The following is a 21,868-nucleotide window of genomic DNA, read 5'->3' as shown; positions in this document are numbered from 1 at the left end:
GGGATTATCCGGTAAAAGCGCGCCAGTTTACCCTGAGAGGCGATCATTGACGGCTTGAAGATGTGGCGCAAGTAAGTGAATTTCTTCTGCCAGCAAGTTGATTAAACCCCCGAGACCCTCCACGTTACCCTGGCGGGAAGATGTCTCGATGTCCCCGGAAAGTTGGCTTGCCGGTTCGGCGGCGAAGGCGGCTAGCGATCCGCGGAAACTGTGTGCGGTTCGCTCGACCAGTGCCAGATCGCCTTGTGCCAGACCTTCGCGCATGCGGATCAAGTCGCGCTCCCAGGTTGCGAGAAAAACGCCGGCAATGATTTCGACGGTTTCGCGGTCTGCGCTGCGCAGTGCCTGCGCATAATCGAAACTTGTTGATGTCTCGGGTAGCGCATCGTGCCCCCCTAAATTGAGCAATTTCTCGAGTAGCAGCTTGGTCTTGATCGGCTTGGCAAGATAGTCGTCCATCCCCGCCTCAAGGCAGGCAGCTTGATCGTCACTGGTGGCGGCAGCCGTCATGGCGATAATCGGGACGTGGCCATTGCCCGCGGCCGATTCCTGGGTCCGGATCATCCGGGTGGCTTCGATACCACCCATGATCGGCATTTGCATATCCATCAGGATCAGGTCATAGCGATGCTCGGCTGCCATATTCACGGCTTCCAGCCCGTTGACCGCAAGTGTGGTCCGGTGCCCCCACTTCGCGAGCAGACTGAGTGCAAGTTTCTGGTTGGTGACATGATCTTCGACCAAAAGGATGTCGAGACTGCGCTGAAGCTCACGCAGGGCATGTCGGGTGACCAGATGTTTGGGTGGGATCGAGTCAGCATCGCGGCAAAGATCGAACACCCGGCAGAGCGCAGTCAGCAACTCCTGCGAGGAGATTGGCTTGCTGAAAAAACCGGCAATGCCGACTTCCTGGCAGCGCAAGGCATCGCCGCGCATGGCGCCGGAAGACAGCATCAGCATCGGCGGGAGATTCGGCCAACGGGCCTTCAGGTTGGCGGCCAGCATGTAGCCATCCATTTCCGGCATATGGGCATCAAGAATGATGCAATCGAAGGGCTGGGTACACGTTTCGACACAGCAAATCGCTTCCTGTCCGGAGGCGGCGCTGACTGTATGCATATCCCAACCGGCCAATAGTCCGGCCAGTACCCGGCGATTGGTGGCATTGTCGTCGACGATGAGGATGTTGCGCCCTTGCAGGCCAACCGGCTGGGTGAATTGGCGGGGCGGATTGAAATCCTGTGCCAGTTCGACGGTGAAATGAAAGGTGCTGCCATTTCCCGGCACACTTTCCAGCCACATGTTGCCACCCATCAGTTCAACGAGGCGGCGTGAAATGGAGAGGCCAAGCCCTGTGCCACCGTATTTTCGGGTGGTCGACGTATCTTCCTGCGAAAAAGCATCAAAAATCTGCTGCTGTTTATCCTGCGAGATACCAATTCCCGTATCGCTCACAGCGATATGCAGACAAATCTGCGTGTCGGCGCGATAACTGACCTGGGTGCGCAGGGAGATTTCCCCGGTCTCGGTAAACTTGATCGCATTGCCCACCAGATTGATCAAGACCTGACGGATGCGATTGGGGTCGCCCAGCACGTTGACCGGAACATCGGGCAGGATTTCGCTGACCAACTCCAGGTTCTTCTCGTGTGCTCGCAGGGCCAGGTTCTTCAGGGTTTCGGCAATGACGCGATGCAGATCGAAGGAAATACTTTCAACCAGCAGTTTGCCGGCTTCGATTTTGGAAAAATCGAGGATGTCGTTGATGATGGTAAGCAGTGACTCGCCGGATGACTTGATGATATTGAGATAGTCGCGCTGCTCTTCGGTCAACGCTGTATCGAGTGCCAATTCCGTCATGCCGATGACGCCGTTCATTGGCGTACGAATTTCGTGGCTCATGTTGGCCAGGAACTCACTCTTCGCCCGGCTGGCAGACTCGGCGGCATCTTTGGCCAACAGAAGCTCGGCTTCGGCCCGTTTGCGTTCGGTGATGTCGATGACCGTTCCGAGCAAACCGATTACGCTGCCATCGGCACGGCGTAACAAGGCCTTGCGGTAAATCGCATCGTGCTGGGTGCCATCGTTCAGGTTCAGCGTCACCTCGTAGGTTTGCGTCCCTCCCCGCGCCAGAAGTTCATGATCTCTTTCGATGTGCAAGGCGGCATCTTCGGCAGACATCAATTCTCTGATGGTATGTCCGATCAATTTCGTGCGGTCGACCCCGAAGAAAATCTCGAAAGCCCGGTTGATGCGCAGGTAATGCCCTGTCGTATCCTTCAGGTACAAAGGCAGCGGTATGGTTTCAATCAGCGCTTCGACCAGTTGCAGTTGTTCGGAAATCTGGGCTTCCATCTGCTTGCGGTCGGTGATGTCAGTACGAATTCCGATGTACTGCGTCGGTAATCCATCGGCATCGAGCAAGGGAACAATGCTGGCATTGACCCAATATGCCCTGCCATTTTTGGCGCGATTGCAAATTTCGCCTTGCCAGACCTCGCCGCTGCAGATGGTCTGCCACATGTCGGTAAAGAAACTTGTCGGATGAACGCCGGAGTTAACAATTCGATGCGTCCCGCCGAGCAACTCTTCCTGCGTATAGCCACTGATCGCGCAGAAGCGATCATTGGCATAAACGATCTTGCCTGAGCAGTCGGTGATGCTGACGATGGCGTGCTGATCCAGCGCGAATTTCTGATTGGCCAGTTCCCTGCGCCCTTTTCGGCTTTCAGCAACGAGCTCGCCGATGCGCCGCGAAAGTGCGCTGATGTCTTCCTCGATATATTGGGATTTCCCACTGTCGGTATGGAGGTCTGCCAGCGTCTCGCGTAGCGCCCGCAAGGCTTCCTCGCGCGATGCCAATTCGTGGCGCAACTGGTCATTGGCCCCCGAAAGTTCGGCTGAAGAGAGTTCCAGACTGCGTGTGCGCAGTTCGAGATCCCGCTCGTATTGAGCGTAGCTGCCATCCACACGTTCCAGCAACGCGGCAAATCCTTCAAGCAGGCTACGCACTTCCGGGCTGGAAACGGCGGCCAATTCAGGGAGCTGACTGAGCAATGCGTTGAGTTGCGCCTCGTCGGCGATGCCAACTGTGCGTTTCAACTGCCGAAGAAGGCCCTTTTGCATGCGCTTGTTGCCTCAGTCCTCACTCAGGCAGGTGATGGTCATTGTCTGATTGTGCAATTTACAGGCAGCGCCTGGCGTAAAGGGGCTGATTTCGCCATAGGAATAGAAGCCAGTCAGTATGGCATCCTGACCAAGCACCTCGCCAACCGCTTCGACTTCCTCATCGACCCGGTTTCCCATAACCAGTTTGCGGCCAACACAACTGACCAGGATGGCCAGTTGCTCCCCCCGGCTGCCAGACATACCGGCCACCGATTTGCTGGCCAACTCGGCCGCCGATTCGGCACCGTTGACCAACTTGTCTGTGCTGGCGTGCATCAGTTTGAGATAACCGTTGGCGTTGATTTCGCCCGCCAGCGTCAGGCTGCCTTGCGATTCATCCACCGCAAGAATGGTACGGATCAGGCCGATGGCATTGTGGTCTTCGCCCAGCATGGCAAAGGGGAAAAGCAGACCGGAGGCCGGAAGTCCGCTGGCGTGATCGCCGAGGTAGCGCTTGTAGACACCTAGCGCGGGTTCGCCATCAAGTTCGTAAAGGATGTTCCCGGCACAGCGCGTGACCTTGCGTGCCGGTCCAAACGCTTCCCAGCCGCCAAAGGAGCCGTGGCCGAGTCGGAGATGATCGCCGCTCAATCCGATCGCGACGATGTGATGGTCACTGATACCGTCGGTACCGACGGTGAATGTCTGCTGGAATGCCCCGCCGTCGCCGGCCAGTCCGCCGGTGATGGTTACCGCGCTGCCAATGATGCTGGTCATGCCATCAACCAGCGCGCTCCCATTGATCTGGACCCCCGGACCGAAGAGCAAGACTGCCTTGAGATCAAGTGCAGCAATGGCCTGGCCGAGGCGAACGCCAGCGGCAAAGGAATCATCCATGCTGTTCAGGGGCGTGCTGGCGCAAGTGAACACGGTGTTGGCAAATTCGATGGCAGAAATAACGCAAGTACCGTCATCAACACCTTCGGCCGTAATTTCGCCCGCCGTCGAACAGCCAACGATATTGGCGTCGGGGAACAAGCTTGGCAGACGGCTAACCACGCCATCCGGCTGGAAATGGTCGATTGCACCAAATAGCAGAATCAGGTTTGGCTTGATATCACCAAAGCAGTCTTGGATTTCCTCAAGGCCGGCCAGATTGCGAACGATCGATTGTCTGATTTTCATGGATGCTCCCCTAATCTGGTAAAAATAGCATACCGTCCCGCGTCGTGGCGGTCGACGCGCTAAAATTCGGGATTTTCCGGGCTAACCATGCAATTACCTCTTCCCGATGCCGATGCGCTGGCCCATAGCCAAAACCTGAGCGATGCCATCCGGCAGAAAATTCTGCTGCACGATGGCTGGGTTTCCTTTGCCGACTTCATGGAGCAAGTGCTGTATACCCCGGGTCTTGGCTATTACGCCGCCGGCGCGCGCAAATTCGGTTCGGCCGGCGATTTCGTCACCGCCCCGGAAATGACCGCCTTGTTCGGTCAGGCGCTGGCCAATCAGCTTGGCCAAATCATGCAGCTTTCTGCCCCGTCGATTATCGAAGTTGGCGCGGGTTCCGGGCGTTTGGCGGCCGATTTGCTGCTTGATCTGGAGCGTCGCCAACAACTGCCGGAGCGCTATGCCATTCTCGATCTGTCGGCCGATTTGCGGGCTCGCCAACGGGAAACCATCGCTGCGGCCGCACCGCATTTGCTGTCGCGGGTCGAGTGGCTGGATTGTCTGCCGGAAAAATTCAACGGTGTGGTTCTGGCTAATGAGTTGCTCGATGCCCTGCCCGCGCACATCGTGGCTTGGCGGGAGACAGGTATTTTCGAGCGCGGAGTTGGCTTCGACGCGGCCGCGGGGTTCGTGTGGAGCGAGCGGCCGGCAACTGGCGCGCTACGACTGGCTGCAGAGGAAATTGCCGGGCAGTGCGAATTGTCCGGCAACTACATCAGTGAAATCAGTCTGGCCGCCCGTGCCTGGTCGGCTGAATGGGCGCATCGACTGCAGTGCGGTGCCCTGTTGCTGATCGATTATGGCTTTCCGCGGCATGAGTTCTACCATCCGCAGCGCGATCAAGGCACCTTGATGTGCCACTACCGCCATCATTCCCATCCCGATCCGTTCTATTTGCCGGGTTTGCAGGATGTTACGGTCCACGTCGATTTCACGGCAATTATTGCTGCGGCGCATGGTGCGGGGCTGGATCTGCTGGGTTATGCCAGCCAGGGCCAGTTTCTGATGAATTGCGGCCTGCTCGACCGCTTGGCCGAGTTGCCACAAGGTACGCCGGACTATTTTCGCGCTTCGGCGGCGACGGGCAAGTTGCTGATGCCGCACGAAATGGGCGAATTGTTCAAGGTGATTGCCATCGGACGTGGCATCGACCTGCCCTTGCTCGGGTTTGCCCAGGGCGATCAAAGTCGTCGTTTGTAAAAAAGCAGACTACACTGAGACTGTTATTAATCAATCCGAGGTTGAATCATGAGTGTTTCTGATGTTGGCGGGGTGACTTCCGCATTGACCGCGGAGCAAACAGGCGTAACCGTCGCAACGAAAGTCTTGAAAAAAGCCATCGAAATCGAGGAGCAGAACGCCATGCAACTGCTGCAGGCGCTGCCCCAGCCGAGCAATCCACCCAACTTGGGCAACGCGGTGGACGTCAAGGCGTAAGCTGGTCCAGCCACGCCTGAATCATGGCCGCCGCGTGCGGCCATTCTTTTTCATGGGTAATCGCATGCCCCATGTCGCGCAGGATGTGGCATGGTTCCCCGTAGGTGTGGGCGGTTGTCTGGACAAGAAAGGCCGGCGAGAGCATGTCTTTCTCTGCTCCGATGATCAGCATCGGGGGGCGGTGCATGCAGTAGAGGTTCGGCAGGTTGAACATCGACATGTCCCAGATGGCACGTTGCGATTCAGTCTGCATCTGGCTCAGCCAGATTTCCAGCATGGCTGGATCGGCTTCGCCGGCAAACAGCGCTTCGCGCAAAATCTGGCTGTCACCGTGGTCGCCCGCCATGATCTGGTTGATATCGAGATAAATCTGCGGCTTTTGCATCAGCAGATGAAACTGCGAGGCAATCAAGCCTTGCGGTGGCACCGAGCAAAGCAATGCGACGGCACGGGCGGGGTAGCGTTCCAGATACTTCTGCACGATAAACCCACCCATCGAGTGACCGAGCAACACCGGATCGATAGCCAGCGCGTCGATCACCTGTCGCACATCATCGACGTAATCGGTGACTGACAGCCAGTCGATCCTGTCCTGCCCGGTACTGCCGCCGTGGCCGCGCAAGGACAAGGCGTAACAGGGATAGCCGGCCGCCGCGAAATAAGGCATGAAGGTTTCGGTCCACATCCAGGCGCCGGCGAAAGCGCCGTGAATGAACAGTAGCGGCGGGTGCGTGGTTTTTCCTTCGGGCAGACAGGAAAAAACTTCCAGGCCGTTGATGTCTTGTTTATTGATCATGAGGTGGGAGCGGCCTTTGCCGTGGTTAAATGCACGCTTTCGCCTGCTGGATTGTTGGTTGAATGCTGAAGTGGATATTGACGCTGGTGCTGGCGATTTTCCTGCTCGGGCTGGTTTCGCCCCATATTGCCCGTTTCATTCGCTTTGGCCAGTTGCCGGGCGATCTGGCATTTCGCTTGCGGGGTCGAACTTACTACTTCCCCTTTGTCAGCATCATCGTCTTTTCGTTATTGCTCTGGCTGATCGGCCGGCTCATTTAGTGCTTCACGTACGGCAGCGATACGTGCCCGGCGGATACGCTCAGGGATCTTGCCGCGGTCGACGCAGTCCGCCGCGATTTTCCCCGCATCTACGCCGTTGACCGCAGCAAGGGCCGCAAGCAGTCGTTGCGGACTATCGTAGTTACGGTTTTCCCAGCCGGTTCGACCGGTATAGTCGCACAGGCAGGCATCGAGCAGTTCGGTGAAGCGGCCGGGCCGGCGCAGGGCATCACACTTTTCCAGCAACTCGACGATGGTCGAAACGCGCAGTTCGCCAGCGCGGTGGATGGTGCCGTGGTGACGCGCTACCAGCAGCGCCAGTTCGCGACAATCATTAGGTACGCGCAGACGTTCGCTCAGCGTTGCACACAGACGCTCGCTACGTGCTTCGTGCCCGATGTGGCGCGGCAGGATATCGGCCGGTGTCTGTGCCTTGCCCAGGTCGTGGCACAGCGCGGCGTAGCGCACGGTCAGCGGAAAGCCGCGTCGTGCCGACTGGTCGATGACCAGTAGCGCATGGATGCCGGTATCGATTTCCGGGTGGTAGTCGGCCCGTTGTGGCACACCGAACAGCGCATCGACTTCGGGCAGCAGGCGCACCAGCGCACCGCATTCGCGCAGTACCTCGAACATGCGCGACGGACGCACTTCCATCAAGCCTTTGGCCAGTTCCTGCCAGACGCGTTCGGCGACCAGATGATCGACTTCCCCGGCCGTTACCATCTGGCGCATCAGGGCCAGGGTTTCCGGGGCAATGGAGAATTCGGTAAAACGTGCGGCAAAGCGGGCAATACGCAGGATGCGCACGGGATCTTCGGCAAAGGCCGGACCGACGTGGCGGAGGATTTTGCTTGCTAAATCTTGTTGACCGCAAAAAGGATCGATGATCTGGCCGTTTTCATCCCGGGCCATTGCATTGATCGTCAGATCGCGCCGCGCCAGGTCTTCGGCCAGCGTGACATCAGGTGCGGCATGGAAAGTGAAGCCGTGATAGCCCCGCCCGGTTTTGCGTTCGGTGCGGGCCAGCGCATATTCTGCGTGGGTTTCCGGGTGCAGGAATACCGGGAAATCCTTGCCAACCGGACGAAAACCCTGAGCCAGCAGGGCTTCCGGCGTCGCCCCGACGACCACGTAATCGTGATCGTCGCAGGGGCGGCCGAGCAATTCGTCGCGGACGGCGCCGCCAACGGTGAATATTTGCACAGCCGGTAGCAGTGGTTTCAGCGGGCTTGCCAGTCTTAGCGACCGGCGCGGAAACGGAAGCTGTCGAGCTTGCCCTTCGGCGTCTTGCCGGCGATGTAGGTCGGCGCGATGGCTTCCAGCGCCTTCGGCTTCCAGCCAGCCGGCAAATTGGCTTGACCTTCGCCGACGCTATCGACCTGCATCGAACGCAGGTTGTCCGGCGACATCATCGGGTTGGGGGCCAGCCACATCAGGCCGGCTTGCAGGTAAGCCCAGCCTTCGGAAAGCGCGATGATGCGGCAGTTGCTGCGGGTCAGTTGCGCGGTGTAATCCACCAGTTCGCGCAGGGTATAGACCGTCGGGCCGACCAGATCGTAAGCTTTGCCAAAGCTGGAAACATCGTTCAGGCTATCGACAAAGGCATCAGCCACATCGGCAGCCCATACCGGCTGGAAGCGGGCATGGCCGAAACCGAGCGGGAAAACCGGGGCCATCTTCAAGACTTTGGCGAACATCGTCAGGAAAGAGTCGCCCAGGCCAAAAATGACCGACGGACGGAAAACCGTAGCGTCGAGCTCGCCTTGCGCAGCCAGTACGATGGCTTCGCCGTCGCCCTTCGAGGCGAGGTATTCGGATGGCGCCTTGGGGTCGGCCTTGAGCGCGCTCATGTGCACCAGGCGGCGCACACCGGCGGCCTTGCAGGCGGCAACGATCTTCTTTGGCAATTCGACATGCGCTTCGGCAAAGTCCCGGCTGTACGGGAACTTGACGTCGCGGCTGTGCAGGATGCCGACCAGATTGATCACGGCATCGTGTCCCTGAACCAGCTTGTTCAAGGTTTCCTGGCAATGAATGTTGACTTCCGGCATTTCGACGCCGGGCTGCATGATCAGCGCCTTGGTCCGCTCGCGGCGCCGGGTCGGCACGGTGACTTCGATGCCTCGCTGGGCCAGACGATTGACGATATAGGTACCGACAAAACCGCTACCCCCCAGCAGCAAGACCTTCTTGATACTCATCTGGAACCCCGGAAATCATTTCATGAAGGCATGATTTTACGGTAATTGGTGCTCTGTCGGCACTCGCTTGTTGCGCAAATCCGGGATATTCGTGTCGGTACGGTGTTGGTGCCCACCGTACCGACGGCTTGTTTACGGCAGATCGCGGTCTTTCATGGCTTTGCTGCTTCCTGGCAGGACTGTGCCGAGGCGAGCTTTCAGCGAATCCGGCTTGCCGTTGAACAGTACCGAGTAATACACCGCGTTGCTCATGACCTTTTTCACGTAATCGCGGGTTTCGCTGAACGGGATGCTTTCGGCGTAGATCGCCCCTTCCAGTGCCTGCTCGGCCCGCCAGCGCTTGGCGCGGCCGGGACCGGCGTTGTAGGCAGCCGAGGCGAGTACCGGATGATTGTCGAGGTTTTCCATGACGATGCGCATGTACGAGGTGCCGAGCAGCACATTCACTTCTGTGTCGTTAACTTTCCCGTGATGGAAGTCATTCAGGCCGATTTTCTTGGCCACCCATTTGGCGGTTGCCGGCATCAATTGCATCAAGCCAGAGGCGCCGACGGTGGATTTTGCACTGGTGATGAAGCGGCTTTCCTGGCGCATCAAGCCGTACACCCAGGCATCATCAAGTGATTGCTCGCGCGCCACGGGGCGGATTTTCTCGTCGAAGGGGGCGAGGAAGCGCAGCGAATAGTCGTGCTCATTGCGCGTGCGATCTGCGGTATTGATGGCCCGATCCCAGATCTGGTTCTGCCGTGCCAGATGGGCGGCAGCCAGCAGTTCCCGGTCGCTCATGCCGCGCAGCGTCCAGTTCCATTCCCGGACCGCCTCGGTACGCATGTCGAGCCGGAACAAGGCGAGTGCGCGTTGCATGCCGGGATTTTCCTGGGCGGCACGGTTTTCTTCCGGTGTCGGTGCGGCGGCTTTGGCCGGGGCGTGAATGGGGCGGCCGAGTTCCTCGTCGGCCAGGTTGCCGTAAAAATGCGCCTGACCGGCGATCCGGGCAAACAATGCGTCGGCATCGCTGCTCCGGCCACCGGCCTTGTAGGCGCGGCCCAGCCAATACACCCATTCCGGGCGGGCGGCGAGTTCGGTCGGCATCGCTTCGATGCCGTTCTTTACCTCACCCCAGGCCAATGCACGCAGGGCGCTGCGGACTTTCCACTGGTGGTTTTCCTCGCTGAGCGGTGTATCCCCTGCTTTTGCGTACCAGCGCATCGTTTCGGGCATATGCTTGCGCGCCGCCTGCAGTGCGATCTGGCTCCAGGCCCATTGCGCTTCCGATGCCTGCATTTGCGGCTGACGGTTTTCCAGTTCGCGTGCCGCGATGGCCGGGTCGTTGGCGGCAACATAGCGCAGGGCGATGGCAGTCAATTCACGACCGCTGCGTGTGGCGTACCAGTTAGCCGGTTGGCGAGCCAGGTAAGCCATGCCGTTTTTTACGGCATTGTCGAAGCTTTTGGCGTCGATGGCCTTGCCTTCGGGCAGGTAATCCAGGGTTTGTCGGGCACGAATCGGGCGATTGAGTTCAAGTTGCAGGCGGGCGCGGGCGTAGACCGCCTCGCTATCGACTCGCTGCGTGACGACCAGCGTGTCGAAAAGTGGCCGGCAGCCTTCTGCGGGTTCCAGCATGCTGAGCCAGAGTCCGTCGGCTTCATCCAGCACGTTGCGTTCGCCCCGCGCCCAGCGGGCTTGTTGTTGATAGCAGGTGATTTCAGGTTCCGGCGCACGCAGCTTGGCGTATTCGGTTTCAATCAGGTTCCACGTGGAACGCTTGGCCAGCCAGCGTATCCAGTCGGCGCGCATTTTTTCGGCGACATAGCTGCCATCGTAGCGCTGCAAAAATTGCGGGATGCCGGCAGTGTCGTTGCGGGCGAGCAGGCTGCGCAGGCGGTAACTTTCGACCAGCGGTGCCAGGGGGTGATTGCCGATATTGGCGCTGGCAGCTTCGAGGCGATTCAGGTCGCCATTGCGCAAGGCATCGCGCGCGGCGAGAAAAACGGTGTCGTTACTGCTTTGAGCGAAGGTGGAAAAAGAGGACGTGAGCGAGAACGTCAGTGCAGCAAAAAAAACGCAAAACTTCATGCTAGATTGGCCGGATGAAAAGTCTGACTGAGGATAACACGGCGTGGCGGCAGGCCACCCGGCGCGAGATGGTGGCAAGGCGTGTGGCACTTGACGCTGCACAGCATGCGCGCTGGTCAGCCGAAATTGTCAAAATATTGCGGTCGACCGTGGAAATTCCGCAAGTTTGCGCCTTCTGCTGGCCGATCAAGCATGAGCCGGATGTCCGGGCAATCGTCGAGTATTGGGTCGGGCAGGGTGCCCGGGCCGCCTTGCCGGTGGTTGTGGCGGCAGATGCGCCGCTGCGTTTCCGGGCATGGACGCCGCAGTCGCAACTGCAGCCGGATCGCTACGGCATTCCCACGCCGGTCGATGGCGAATGGCTGCATCCCGATCTGATTTTGTTACCGCTCAATGGTTTCGATGCAGCAGGTTTCCGTCTGGGTTATGGCGGTGGCTATTTTGACCGGACGTTGGCTGCGTGTCGGCCACGGCCGCTGGCAGTCGGTGTTGGCTTTGAGATCAATCGCTGTCCCAGCATTCGCCCGGAAGCGCACGATCAGCGTCTGGACTGGATCGTCAGCGAAGCCGGGGCTTTCAGGCCCGTCGACTGAACGCCAGCATGGCGTAGGCGTAGAGCAGGCCGGCACCGCCAGCGAGGCTGGACTGACGTAAATCGTAAAGCCCGGTCTTCAAGGCCAGTTCAATCGAATGACCATGATGCAGGCCGAGCAGCAATGAGCCGATGGCGATCGCCAGCCAGAGCGGTCGGCTGCCCGTTGCCGGTGAGCGGTGAAAAAAGCGTTCGAAGGCCATGCCGCTGGCGACGGATTGGCCAAGCAGACCAAGGACCAGGGCAAACAGGCTGATCGTGTAGGCGTTCATGCCACCACCACGGCTTGTTGCAGGCGGCGCAAGGCTTCATCCAGCGTGCTGCGCGGGCAGCCGAAATTCAGGCGCAGCCAACCCTTGGCGCCAAAATCCGCGCCGTCGGACAAACCTAGGCCATGCGTCTCGAAATGCTGGTGCGGCTGCGCCAGATTCAGTTCCCGCACATCCAGCCAGGCCAGGTAGGTGGCTTCGATGTGGCTCATTTTTACCCCGGAAAGCCGGTTGACCGCAGTTTCGATGGCGTCGCGGTTGCTGGCGAGGTAGGCGATCAGTTCGCGCTGCCAGTCCGTGCAGTCGCGATACGCCGCTTCACAGGCCGCCAGACCGAGCACATTGACGTGCGGCACGATACCGTCCATTGCCCGCAGGAAGCGGCGGCGCAGGCCGGCGTCGGGGATGACGGCAAAGGCGCAGCCCAGTCCGGGGATGTTGAAGGTTTTCGATGGCGCCATCAGCGTGATGCTGCGTTTGGCGGCTTCCGGTGACAGGCTGGCGAAGGGAATGTGATGCTTGTCGGCGTCGAGGATCAGGCCGCAGTGGATTTCGTCGGAACAGACGACGAGGTCGTTGCGTTCGGCGAAATCGGCCAGATCGAGCAATTCCTGACGATTCCAGCAGCGGCCGACCGGGTTGTGCGGATGGCACAGAAGGAACAGCCGGGTTTCCACGGTCGACGCCGCCTGCAGGGCATTTTTGTCCCACTGCCAGTGCCCTGCCGGGCAGGCCAGATCGACGCTGTGCAGTGTGCGGCCGGACAGCCGGGGGGCGGACAGGAAGGGCGGGTAGATCGGCGTGGCGGTCAGCACATCGCCATCCACCGTCCGGCAGGCAATGTTCAGGCCGCTGACCAGACCGGGCAGCCAGACGATCCAGTCGGCTTCGATTGGCCAGGAATATTCAGCTTGCAGGTGGGCCTGTAGCGCTTCGGTCAGGCTGGCCGGTGGAGCGCCATAACCGAACACGCCGTGCGCGATGCGTTGCTGCACGGCGGCGATGACCGCTGGCGGCGCCGCAAAATCCATGTCGGCCACCCATAGCGGCAGGATGTCGCGACCGGCGTATTTCCCCCACTTGATGGCGTCGGAGCCGCGCCGGTCGACCGGTTGATCGAAAATGCTCAAACGGCGAGATGTTCGTAAAGCGCGGTGGACAGGTAGCGTTCGCCGCAGGACGGAATGAGGACGACGATCAGCTTGCCGGCATTTTCCGGTCGCTTGGCCAGTTCCAGTGCGGCCCAGGTGGCAGCGCCCGAGGAAATGCCGACCAGCAAGCCCTCTTCCGTGGCCATGCGCCGCGCGGTGTCGAAGGTGACATCGTTTTTGACGCGGATCACTTCGTCGTAAATCGCCGTATTGAGCACGCCCGGTACGAAACCGGCGCCGATGCCCTGGATCGGGTGCGGCCCTTTGCTGCCGCCGGAAAGCACCGGCGACGCATCCGGTTCGACGGCGACGACCTGCACGCCGGGTTTCTTCGCCTTCAGGGCTTCGCCGACGCCGGTGACGGTGCCGCCGGTGCCGACGCCGGCCACGAAGATGTCGATCTGGCCGTCGGTGTCGCGCCAGATTTCCTCTGCCGTCGTGCTGCGGTGCACCGCCGGATTGGCCGGATTTTCAAATTGCTGCGGAATGAAATATTTCGCGTCGGACTCGGCTAGTGCCTTGGCCTTGGCAATCGCCCCACCCATGCCCTCGGCACCCGGTGTCAGGATCAGCTCGGCGCCGTAGGCCTTGAGCAGCAACTTGCGTTCGCGGCTCATGGTTTCCGGCATCACGAAGGCGCATTTGATGCCGCGTGCGGCGCAGACCATGGCCAGACCGATGCCGGTATTGCCCGAGGTCGGTTCCAGCACGACGGTATCGGGGCCAATCTTGCCGGCGGCGACTGCGGCGTCGAGCATGGCGACGGCGATACGGTCCTTGACGCTGTGGCCGGGGTTGAAAAACTCCAGCTTGGCGGCGACCGTTGCACCGTTGCCGGCATTGAGTCGGTTGAGCTTGACTAGCGGTGTGTTGCCGATCAGTGCGCTGATGTCGTTGGCAATATTCATGAGCTTTCTCCTGGGTCCGATGCGTGCAGTCTAGGGCCGGGGCAGATTACGGCAAAGAATCAAATGGCAAATTCTTATGTGTTTTTGTCATTAGCCGAGAAAGAGCTTGTACACCGGGTTGTCGCTCTCATCCCAGTGGGCGTAGCCGAGATCGTTGAGGAAACCGCGGAATTGCCCCATTTCTTCCGGCGGCACCTGCATGCCGACCAGCACGCGGCCGTAATCGGCGCCGTGGTTGCGGTAATGGAACAGGCTGATGTTCCAGCCAGCGCTCATCTGGGTCAGGAAATTCATCAAGGCGCCCGGTTTTTCCGGGAATTCGAAGCGGTAAACCAGTTCGCGCATGCCTTTTTCGCAGACCTGCGGCGCATGGCCGCCGACCATGTGGCGGACGTGGTTCTTGGCCATTTCATCGTCGGTCAGGTCAAGCGTCGGGTAACCGTGCTTCTGCAGGCTTTCCACCAGTTTCAGCGACTCCTTGCGGTCGGCCACCTGAATGCCGACATAGACATGGGCTTCGTGTGCGCCGTGATAGCGGTAGTTGAATTCGGTGACGCTGCGCTTGCCGATCAGTGACAGGAATTTCTTGTAGGCACCCGGCTTCTCCGGCAGCGTCACGGCGAATACCGCTTCGCGCTGTTCGCCGAATTCGGCGCGTTCGGAAACGAAGCGCAGGCGGTCGAAATTCATGTTGGCGCCGGAGGTCACGGCGATCAGGTTCTTATCCTTCAGCTTGTGCTGCCGGGCATATTCCTTGGCGCCGGCGATGGCCAGCGCACCCGACGGTTCGAGAATCGAGCGGGTGTCCTCGAAAACGTCCTTGATTGCCGCGCAGATGGCATCGGTGTCGACCAGTATGACTTCGTCGAGATATTCCTTGCACAGCCGGAAGGTTTCCTCGCCGACGAATTTGACGGCAGTGCCGTCGGCGAACAGGCCGACCTGATTGAGGCGGACGCGTTTGCCAGCCGCCAGTGATTGTTTCATCGCATCGGCGTCGAAGGTTTCCACCCCGATCACCTTGATCTCCGGGCGCAGGCGCTTGATATAAGCCGCCACACCGGCCGCCAGCCCGCCACCGCCGATGGCGCAGAACACGGCATGGATCGGCCCGTTGTGGCGTGAGTGCTGGCGCAGGATTTCCATCGCCACGGTGCCCTGCCCGGCGATCACTTCCGGATCGTCGAAAGGATGGACGAAAGTCAGCTTCTCGGATTTCTCCAGTTCCAGCGCGTGGGCATAGGAATCGTCGTAGGAGTCGCCGTGCAACACGACCTCCCCGCCGCGCCGCTGAACGGCTTCGACCTTGATGGCGGGCGTTGAAGTCGGCATGACGATGACCGCCCGGCAGCCGAGCTTGGCCGCCGACAGCGCCACGCCCTGCGCGTGATTGCCGGCCGAGGCGCAGATGACGCCGCGCTTCAGTTTTTCCGCCGACAGGCTGGCGATCTTGTTATAAGCGCCGCGAATCTTGAACGAGAACACCGGCTGCATGTCCTCGCGCTTCAGCCAGATCTTGTTATGCACCCGGGCGGAAAGATTGCCGGCCAGGTCGAGCGGTGTTTCATCGACAACGTCGTAAACCTGGGCATTGAGAACTTTTTCGAGATAATCCGGGTGCATGATGCGGGGCTTCATGAAGGCAAAAGGGGGATTCTAAAGGTGGAGTGGCTCAACGTCACGGCGGAACAGGGGCTGGGTGGCTTGTTTCTCGCCAGTTTTCTCGCGGCAACCGTTTTACCCGGCGGTTCCGAGGCCGTGCTCTGGGGCTTTCTGAAAATGCATCCGGAACAGGCGTCGACCGCAATATTCCTCGCCACGCTTGGCAATACGGCCGGCGGCATGACGTCCTGGGCCTGCGGCCGCTACCTGCCGCGCTGGCAGCGACTGGATCAACTGCCACACATGCACCACCTGCAACGCTGGGGCAGCCCCGCCCTGCTCCTCTCCTGGCTACCCTTGCTCGGTGATGCGCTGTGCGTGGCGGCAGGCTGGTTGCGGTTGAACTGGCTGGCCTGTTGCCTGTTCATGGCGGCGGGCAAATTTGCCCGTTACTGGGTGGTGGCTCAGGCGGTTTGAATGGTCAGCGGCGGGTGGGGTATCGGGCGGCTCTTGCGGGCAAAACTGGTCATTCGCCAGCAAGCTGAATTATTCTTCCCTACTTACCTGCCCCAACCTTATGACAAGGGATGCAACCCATGCTGATCAGCGCGGAATTCCACAATCTGAGCACAGTTCCCAACGAAAAATTGATTTTTTCTCCAGGAATCAATCTGATCATCGGCGAAAACGGGTTGGGCAAGAGCCATATTCTTAAAACGATATACGCACTTTTGAAAGTTCAATCGGGAAAAGACAGCGAACTCTCGAAAATTTCCTTGGAAAAAGCTTATGCTAACAAGCTGATAGCTGTAATGCGTCCCGAATACTTAGGGCGCTTGGTCAAGCGTCGGCAAGGGCGTGATCGTTGTGAAATTCGCCTTACGCTGAAGAACAAAGCACAAAACTGTGCCATCGGTTTTGCCACAGCGAGCAAGTCGCAGGTTGAAGTAATCGAAGTACCCACCGATAGCTTGGCGCTACCGCCGGTTTTTTTCCCGACTCGGGAACTGGTGACGCTTTCTCCGTGGTTTGTCTCGCTTTATGACAATTACCACATTGAGTTCGAGGAAACCTGGCGCGACACGGTTTCGCTGCTTGGAGCCCCTTCACTTAAAGGGCCACGGGAAAATACAGTAGGGCAACTGTTGGCCCCGCTTGAAAAAGCGATGGGTGGAAAAATCGAAGTTGACGCCCATTCTGGACGTTTCTACCTAAAAATCCCTGGTGAGGGGCGCATGGAAATGCCGCTGGTTGCCGAGGGTCTGCGCAAGCTCGCCATGCTCGCACGGCTCATCAGTACCGGCGTCCTGCTCGAACAAGGCTATCTCTTCTGGGATGAGCCGGAAACGAACCTGAATCCGAAACTGATCAAAACTATCGCCGAGTGCATTTTTGAGCTGGCTAAAGCGGGTATTCAGGTGTTCATTGCCACGCACAGCTTATTTCTGTTACGCGAAATTGAGATTCTTCAAGCCAGTTCGGGAAAGACTAAGCGCCCAGTTAGATATTTCGCGTTGAACCGAAACGAAGAAGGAATCGAGTTAACTCAGGCAGACAGCATTCACGAGGTTGGCGACATCGTCGCCCTTGATGAAAGCTTGGCGCAGTCCGACCGCTATCTGGAGATGGACGAATAGTCATGAATGTCGACGGTCTGGATTTCTCATTTCCGGCAGATTGGCTTGCCGACAAATATGACGAGTGGTCTTTTTATCGTAACCAGTTTACCAAGCAGCAAAACGGTCTGAAAGCGGTCGATCTTGTCGTGTTTTCCCCAGAGCAAACGGCGTACCTGATCGAAGTCAAGGACTACCGCCGTCCGGATGCGGAAAAGCCGTCTGTACTGCACGATGCGATTACCAATAAGGTTATCCATACTTTGGCGGCACTTTTACCCGCCAAATTGCTGGCCAACGACTCTCATGAAAAAGCCCTCGCTACCTCCTTGCTTGGTGCTCGAAAGCTTCAGGTGGTTGCCCATATTGAACAGCCTGGTGGCAAGGGCCGGATTGTCGACCTTGCCGATCTCAAACAAAAGCTCCAGAAAAGCCTTCGTGCGATTGACCCACACGTCAAAATAGTTAGCAAGGACAAACTCGGCAGATTGCCATGGTCCGTAGTTTGATCAGTCTGTTTTGAATAAAAACTAAAGAGGCCAAGCCCCTCCCCGCCCGCCAGTTCACTCGCCGAGCTCGGGAATTTGCCGTTTTTTCATGGTTGACCGCAGAAGTCCGAAGTTTGAACCCCAGACCGTTCCCGTGGTCCACTGGCCCCGCGTGTTGCGCCGCAATACGCTAAAATCCACGCTTTGACAGACTCTGGTTGCCCTCATGACCGCCCGCCTGCGCGAAATCCCCTATAACTACACCTCGTTTTCCGACCGAGAAATCGTCATCCGCCTGCTGGGTGCCGATAACTGGGCGATTCTTGATGAATTGCGCGGTGAGCGCGTTACCGGTCGTTCGGCCCGCATGCTTTACGAGGTGCTGGGCGATATCTGGGTGGTCCAGCGCAATCCGTATCTGGAAGACGATTTGCTCGACAATCGCGAACGGCGCGATGCGCTGGTCAACGCGCTGCGCCATCGTTTGACCGAGGTCGAGAAGCGGCGCGCCGAAAGCGAGTCCGAGGACAAGGAGCGCTCCGAGAAGGTGCGTCGTCTGGTCGTCGCCGCGCAGGAAGCGGTCAATCGTTTCGAGGCGCATTTTGGCAAGACCATCGACCTGCGGCGCAAAGTCCTCAAATATCTGGGCAAGCACACGCGCAAGGACAACATCGCTTTCGACGGCCTGGCCCGTGTTTCGCACGTCACCGATGCGACCGACTGGCGCGTCGAATACCCCTTCGTCGTCCTCTATCCGGATACCGAAGAGGAAATCGGCCATCTGGTGCGTGGCTGTATCGAGGCCGGCCTGACCATCATTCCGCGCGGCGGCGGTACTGGTTATACCGGCGGCGCCGTGCCGCTGACGCCGTATTCGGTGGTCATCAACACCGAGAAGCTGATCGACATCGGTCCGGTCGAGGAACTGGTGCTGGCTGGCCACGAAACGCCGTACGCGACCATTCGCACCGGTGCCGGTGTGGTCACCGACCGTGTCTCGGAAGCCGCTTCGCTGGCTGGCCGCGTTTTTGCGGTCGACCCGACCTCGGCTTCGGCATCGTGCATCGGCGGCAACATCGCGATGAACGCTGGCGGCAAGAAGGCCGTTTTGTGGGGCACCGCGCTCGACAACCTGGCCTGGTGGAAGATGGTCGATCCGGACGGCAACTGGCTGGAAGTCGAACGGGTCAATCACAACTACGGCAAGATCCACGAGCAGGAAAACGTCGAATTCCGCGTCAAGCGCTTCGACCCGAGCGGCAAGAAGCTGCTTGGCGAGGAAGTCCTGACCATGCCGGGCGCTGCCTGCCGCAAGGTCGGGCTGGGCAAGGATGTCACCGACAAGTTCCTGGGCGGCATTCCTGGCGTACAGAAGGAAGGTACCGACGGCATCATCGTCGCCGCGCGCTGGGTGCTGCACAAGATGCCGCCGGTGGCACGTACCGTCTGTCTCGAGTTTTTCGGCCAGGTGCGCGAAGCGGTGCCGGCCATCGTCGAAATTACCGATTACTTCAAGCCGGGTGGCGCGGGTCATACGGCGGGCGTTCTGCTCGCCGGGCTGGAGCACCTCGACGAACGCTACGTCAAGGCGGTTGGCTACGCGACCAAGGCCAAGCGCCACGGCCGGCCGAAGATGGTGTTGATCGGCGATATCGTCGGTTACGACGAAAAGGCCGTGATGGCCGCGGCTTCAGAAGTCGTGCGCATGTGCAATTTGCGTGCTGCCGAAGGCTTTATTGCGGTCGACGGTGAAACGCGCAAGAAATTCTGGCTCGACCGTTCGCGTACTGCGGCGATCTCGCGTCATACCAACGCCTTCAAGGTCAACGAGGATGTCGTCATCCCCTTGCCGCGCATGGGCGAATACTGCGACGGTATTGAACGCATCAACATCGAGTTGTCGACGCAGAACAAGCTGGCGCTGTGCGACGCACTGGCCGAATTCCTCAAGGGCGAACTGCCGCTGCATGCTGGCGATGCCAACCTCGACAATGAGGTGCTGATTGGCGACCGCCGGCAGGCGGCGCTGGATTATGTCGAGGCGGTGCGCCTGCGCTGGGAATGGTTGCTGGACAACCTCGACCTGCCGCTGGCCGAAGCCGAGTCGCGTTTTGCGTCGTACGGCGTGGTGGCGGGTGAGCTGACCAACAAGGCGGCCAGTCCGAGCCTGTTCCATCGCCTGCAGGATTATTCCGTGCGCACCTCGTGGAAGCAGGAGCTGAAGGCACGCCTGGCGAAGATTTTCGACGGCACGATGTACCGGCCTATCCTCGAGCGGATCGAGGCGATCCACAAGGAAGTGTTGCGTGGCCGGGTTTTTGTCGCGCTGCACATGCACGCTGGCGACGGCAACGTACATACCAACATCCCGGTCAATTCCGACAATTACGAGATGCTGCAGACGGCGCACAAGGCGGTCGAACGCATCATGCATCTGGCACGCGGGCTGGATGGCGTGATTTCCGGCGAACACGGCATCGGCATCACCAAGCTGGAGTTCCTGACCGAAGAAGAGATCGGCCCTTTCCGCGCCTACAAGCAGAAGGTTGACCCGGACGGTCATTTCAACAAGGGCAAGCTGATGCCCGGCGGCGACATGGGCAATGCCTATACGCCGTCGTTCAGCCTGCTCGGCACCGAATCGCTGATCATGGAACAGTCCGAGATCGGCAAGATTTCGGACATGATCAAGAACTGCCTGCGCTGCGGCAAGTGCAAGCCGGTCTGCTCGACCCATGTGCCGCGCGCCAATCTGCTCTACAGCCCACGCAACAAGATTCTCGCCACTTCGCTGCTGGTCGAGGCTTTCCTGTACGAGGAACAGACCCGGCGCGGCATTTCGCTGCAGCATTTCGATGAATTCAACGATGTGGCCGACCATTGCACGGTTTGCCACCGCTGCCTGAAGCCTTGTCCGGTCGACATCGATTTCGGCGATGTTTCGGTTGCCATGCGCAATTTCCTGCGCAAGCAGGAAAAGAAGCGTTTCAGTCCGGGCACCGCGGCGGCGATGACTTATCTGAACCTGAAGGATCCGGCGACGATCAAGCTGATGCGCGGCGTCATGATGAACTTTGGTTTCAAGGCCCAGCGTTTGGCCTACAAAGCCGCCAAGGCGCTCGGACTGACGCAGGAGAGTCGCAAGCATCCGCCGGCGACGATCGGTGCGCCGACGGTGAAGACGCAGGTCATCCACTTCCTCAACCGGCCGATGCCGGGCAACCTGCCCAAGCGCACCTCGCGCGCGCTGCTCGATATCGAGGACGACAAGGTCATCCCGGTCATCCGTAATCCGCGCAAGACGACCGAGGAGTCGGATGCCGTCTTCTACTTCCCCGGCTGCGGTTCCGAACGGCTGTTCTCGCAGGTCGGGTTGGCGACGCAGGCGATGCTTTATGAAGTCGGCGCGACCACGGTTTTGCCGCCGGGCTACCTGTGCTGCGGCTACCCGCAGAATGCGTCCGGCGACGAGGACAAAGGGCAGAAGATCACGACCGACAACCGCGTGCTCTTCCACCGTGTTGCCACGACCTTGAACTATCTGGATATCAAGACGGTGATTGTTTCATGTGGAACCTGCATGGATCAGCTGCAGAAATACCAGTTCGAGAAAATCTTCCCCGGCTGCCGGCTGCTCGACATCCATGAGTATCTGATGGAAAAGGGGCTGAAGCTTGAAGGTGTCAGTGGTACGCGCTACATGTATCACGATCCCTGTCATTCGCCGATGAAATCCTATGCCCCGTTGGCGGTGACCAAGGCATTGATGGGCCAGGAAGTGCCGCTGACCGACCGCTGTTGTGGCGATTCCGGGTCGTTCGCTTATTCGCGGCCGGATATCGCGACACAGGTGAAATTCCGCAAGCAGCAGGAGATCGAAAAGGGGGCGGAAAAACTGCGGGCCGATGGGTTCAAGGGGGACGTCAAGATCCTGACCTCCTGTCCGGCGTGTTTGCAGGGGCTTTCCCGTTATGACGACGATGCCGGTACGCAAGCCGACTACATCGTGGTCGAAATGGCGAAGCATCTGCTCGGTGAAAACTGGATGGCAGATTACGTCGGTAAGGCAAATACCGGTGGAATCGAACGCGTGTTGCTCTGAATCAAGGGCTTCCGGGCAGGTTGACCGCAGAA

General features: G+C 59.2%; 18 protein-coding genes. 8 read left to right on the top strand and 10 right to left on the bottom strand.

The annotated features are described in order from the left end of the window. Positions 1-27: 27 nt before the first annotated feature. The gene (locus RCI20_RS10465) at positions 28-3,126 is read right to left on the bottom strand and encodes a response regulator (protein ID WP_306605199.1); all 3,099 of its coding nucleotides are present in this window, start codon (positions 3,124-3,126) and stop codon (positions 28-30) included. A 12-nt stretch (positions 3,127-3,138) separates the two neighbouring features. Next, entirely contained in the window at positions 3,139-4,293 is a 1,155-nt protein-coding gene (locus RCI20_RS10460) for an FIST signal transduction protein (RefSeq protein ID WP_306605197.1), read from the bottom strand. Between the two features lie 87 nt (positions 4,294-4,380). Here RCI20_RS10460 and RCI20_RS10455 point away from each other — a divergent pair, with 87 nt between their 5' ends. Beyond that, complete coding sequence (locus RCI20_RS10455) at positions 4,381-5,538, top strand: class I SAM-dependent methyltransferase (protein ID WP_306605195.1); 1,158 nt, start codon at positions 4,381-4,383, stop codon at positions 5,536-5,538. A 48-nt stretch (positions 5,539-5,586) separates the two neighbouring features. After that, positions 5,587-5,775 carry a YjfB family protein gene (locus RCI20_RS10450; protein WP_306605193.1) on the top strand — a complete coding sequence of 63 codons (189 nt, stop codon included), beginning with the start codon at positions 5,587-5,589 and terminating at the stop codon, positions 5,773-5,775. On the opposite strand, the gene RCI20_RS10445 is transcribed toward RCI20_RS10450, so the two are convergent. Further along, positions 5,765-6,571: an alpha/beta hydrolase gene (locus tag RCI20_RS10445; protein WP_306605191.1), complete on the bottom strand. Its 807-nt coding sequence runs from the start codon at positions 6,569-6,571 to the stop codon at positions 5,765-5,767. The two genes, RCI20_RS10450 and RCI20_RS10445, sit on opposite strands and share 11 nt — an antisense overlap. A 62-nt stretch (positions 6,572-6,633) precedes the next feature. Here RCI20_RS10445 and RCI20_RS10440 point away from each other — a divergent pair, with 62 nt between their 5' ends. Continuing rightward, positions 6,634-6,831, top strand: coding sequence for a DUF2905 domain-containing protein (locus tag RCI20_RS10440; protein ID WP_306605189.1), 198 nt, complete (start codon positions 6,634-6,636; stop codon positions 6,829-6,831). Here the strand turns inward: RCI20_RS10440 and RCI20_RS10435 are convergent. The 3 genes from RCI20_RS10435 to RCI20_RS10425 all read right to left on the bottom strand — a co-directional run bounded on the left by RCI20_RS10435 (position 6,799) and on the right by RCI20_RS10425 (position 11,108). Next, positions 6,799-8,034, bottom strand: a complete 1,236-nt coding sequence (locus tag RCI20_RS10435; RefSeq protein ID WP_306605187.1) for a multifunctional CCA addition/repair protein — start codon at positions 8,032-8,034, stop codon at positions 6,799-6,801. The genes RCI20_RS10440 and RCI20_RS10435 overlap by 33 nt on opposite strands. Before the next feature lie 35 nt (positions 8,035-8,069). Continuing rightward, complete coding sequence (locus RCI20_RS10430) at positions 8,070-9,032, bottom strand: complex I NDUFA9 subunit family protein (RefSeq protein WP_306605185.1); 963 nt, start codon at positions 9,030-9,032, stop codon at positions 8,070-8,072. Positions 9,033-9,164: 132 nt separating this feature from the next. Then, positions 9,165-11,108, bottom strand: coding sequence for a lytic transglycosylase domain-containing protein (locus RCI20_RS10425; RefSeq protein ID WP_306605183.1), 1,944 nt, complete (start codon positions 11,106-11,108; stop codon positions 9,165-9,167). A 14-nt stretch (positions 11,109-11,122) separates the two neighbouring features. Between RCI20_RS10425 and RCI20_RS10420 the strand changes: the two genes are divergently transcribed. Beyond that, a complete protein-coding gene (locus RCI20_RS10420) occupies positions 11,123-11,701 on the top strand; it encodes a 5-formyltetrahydrofolate cyclo-ligase (protein ID WP_306605181.1) in 579 nt (192 codons plus the stop codon). Here the strand turns inward: RCI20_RS10420 and RCI20_RS10415 are convergent. The 4 genes from RCI20_RS10415 to ilvA form a co-directional block, all read right to left on the bottom strand. Continuing rightward, on the bottom strand, positions 11,685-11,972 hold the full coding sequence (locus RCI20_RS10415) for a hypothetical protein (protein WP_306605179.1): 288 nt from the start codon (positions 11,970-11,972) through the stop codon (positions 11,685-11,687). The genes RCI20_RS10420 and RCI20_RS10415 overlap by 17 nt on opposite strands. Continuing rightward, positions 11,969-13,099: a MalY/PatB family protein gene (locus RCI20_RS10410; protein ID WP_306605177.1), complete on the bottom strand. Its 1,131-nt coding sequence runs from the start codon at positions 13,097-13,099 to the stop codon at positions 11,969-11,971. The genes RCI20_RS10415 and RCI20_RS10410 overlap by 4 nt, the downstream gene beginning before the upstream one ends. After that, a complete protein-coding gene (gene cysK / locus RCI20_RS10405) occupies positions 13,096-14,028 on the bottom strand; it encodes a cysteine synthase A (protein ID WP_306605175.1) in 933 nt (310 codons plus the stop codon). The genes RCI20_RS10410 and cysK overlap by 4 nt, the downstream gene beginning before the upstream one ends. Positions 14,029-14,118: 90 nt before the next feature. Next, positions 14,119-15,651, bottom strand: coding sequence for a threonine ammonia-lyase, biosynthetic (gene ilvA, locus RCI20_RS10400; protein WP_306605327.1), 1,533 nt, complete (start codon positions 15,649-15,651; stop codon positions 14,119-14,121). 39 nt (positions 15,652-15,690) lie between these two features. Between ilvA and RCI20_RS10395 the strand changes: the two genes are divergently transcribed. From RCI20_RS10395 to RCI20_RS10380, 4 genes are all read left to right on the top strand, one after another. Next, positions 15,691-16,107: a YqaA family protein gene (locus RCI20_RS10395; protein WP_306605174.1), complete on the top strand. Its 417-nt coding sequence runs from the start codon at positions 15,691-15,693 to the stop codon at positions 16,105-16,107. A 119-nt stretch (positions 16,108-16,226) separates the two neighbouring features. Further along, complete coding sequence (locus RCI20_RS10390; protein WP_306605172.1) at positions 16,227-17,267, top strand: ATP/GTP-binding protein; 1,041 nt, start codon at positions 16,227-16,229, stop codon at positions 17,265-17,267. A 2-nt stretch (positions 17,268-17,269) separates the two neighbouring features. Beyond that, entirely contained in the window at positions 17,270-17,755 is a 486-nt protein-coding gene (locus tag RCI20_RS10385) for a hypothetical protein (RefSeq protein ID WP_306605171.1), read from the top strand. A gap of 205 nt (positions 17,756-17,960) precedes the next feature. Then, on the top strand, positions 17,961-21,836 hold the full coding sequence (locus RCI20_RS10380; RefSeq protein WP_306605169.1) for a DUF3683 domain-containing protein: 3,876 nt from the start codon (positions 17,961-17,963) through the stop codon (positions 21,834-21,836). The last annotated feature ends 32 nt before the right edge of the window (positions 21,837-21,868 follow it).

The organism is Azonexus sp. (assembly GCF_030824335.1).
GTDB lineage: Bacteria > Pseudomonadota > Gammaproteobacteria > Burkholderiales > Rhodocyclaceae > Azonexus.
This window is presented reverse-complemented; position numbering and strand designations above follow the sequence as displayed.

Bases quoted from the DNA above. Each gene is read 5' to 3' on its own strand.
- RCI20_RS10465 (WP_306605199.1), bottom strand. From the start codon at position 3,126: ATGCAAAAGGGCCTTCTTCGGCAGTTGAAACGCACAGTTGGCATCGCC.
- RCI20_RS10460 (WP_306605197.1), bottom strand. From the start codon at position 4,293: ATGAAAATCAGACAATCGATCGTTCGCAATCTGGCCGGCCTTGAGGAA.
- RCI20_RS10455 (WP_306605195.1), top strand. From the start codon at position 4,381: ATGCAATTACCTCTTCCCGATGCCGATGCGCTGGCCCATAGCCAAAAC.
- RCI20_RS10450 (WP_306605193.1), top strand. From the start codon at position 5,587: ATGAGTGTTTCTGATGTTGGCGGGGTGACTTCCGCATTGACCGCGGAG.
- RCI20_RS10445 (WP_306605191.1), bottom strand. From the start codon at position 6,571: ATGATCAATAAACAAGACATCAACGGCCTGGAAGTTTTTTCCTGTCTG.
- RCI20_RS10440 (WP_306605189.1), top strand. From the start codon at position 6,634: ATGCTGAAGTGGATATTGACGCTGGTGCTGGCGATTTTCCTGCTCGGG.
- RCI20_RS10430 (WP_306605185.1), bottom strand. From the start codon at position 9,032: ATGAGTATCAAGAAGGTCTTGCTGCTGGGGGGTAGCGGTTTTGTCGGT.
- RCI20_RS10425 (WP_306605183.1), bottom strand. From the start codon at position 11,108: ATGAAGTTTTGCGTTTTTTTTGCTGCACTGACGTTCTCGCTCACGTCC.
- RCI20_RS10420 (WP_306605181.1), top strand. From the start codon at position 11,123: ATGAAAAGTCTGACTGAGGATAACACGGCGTGGCGGCAGGCCACCCGG.
- RCI20_RS10415 (WP_306605179.1), bottom strand. From the start codon at position 11,972: ATGAACGCCTACACGATCAGCCTGTTTGCCCTGGTCCTTGGTCTGCTT.
- cysK (WP_306605175.1), bottom strand. From the start codon at position 14,028: ATGAATATTGCCAACGACATCAGCGCACTGATCGGCAACACACCGCTA.
- ilvA (WP_306605327.1), bottom strand. From the start codon at position 15,651: ATGCACCCGGATTATCTCGAAAAAGTTCTCAATGCCCAGGTTTACGAC.
- RCI20_RS10390 (WP_306605172.1), top strand. From the start codon at position 16,227: ATGCTGATCAGCGCGGAATTCCACAATCTGAGCACAGTTCCCAACGAA.
- RCI20_RS10385 (WP_306605171.1), top strand. From the start codon at position 17,270: ATGAATGTCGACGGTCTGGATTTCTCATTTCCGGCAGATTGGCTTGCC.
- RCI20_RS10380 (WP_306605169.1), top strand. From the start codon at position 17,961: ATGACCGCCCGCCTGCGCGAAATCCCCTATAACTACACCTCGTTTTCC.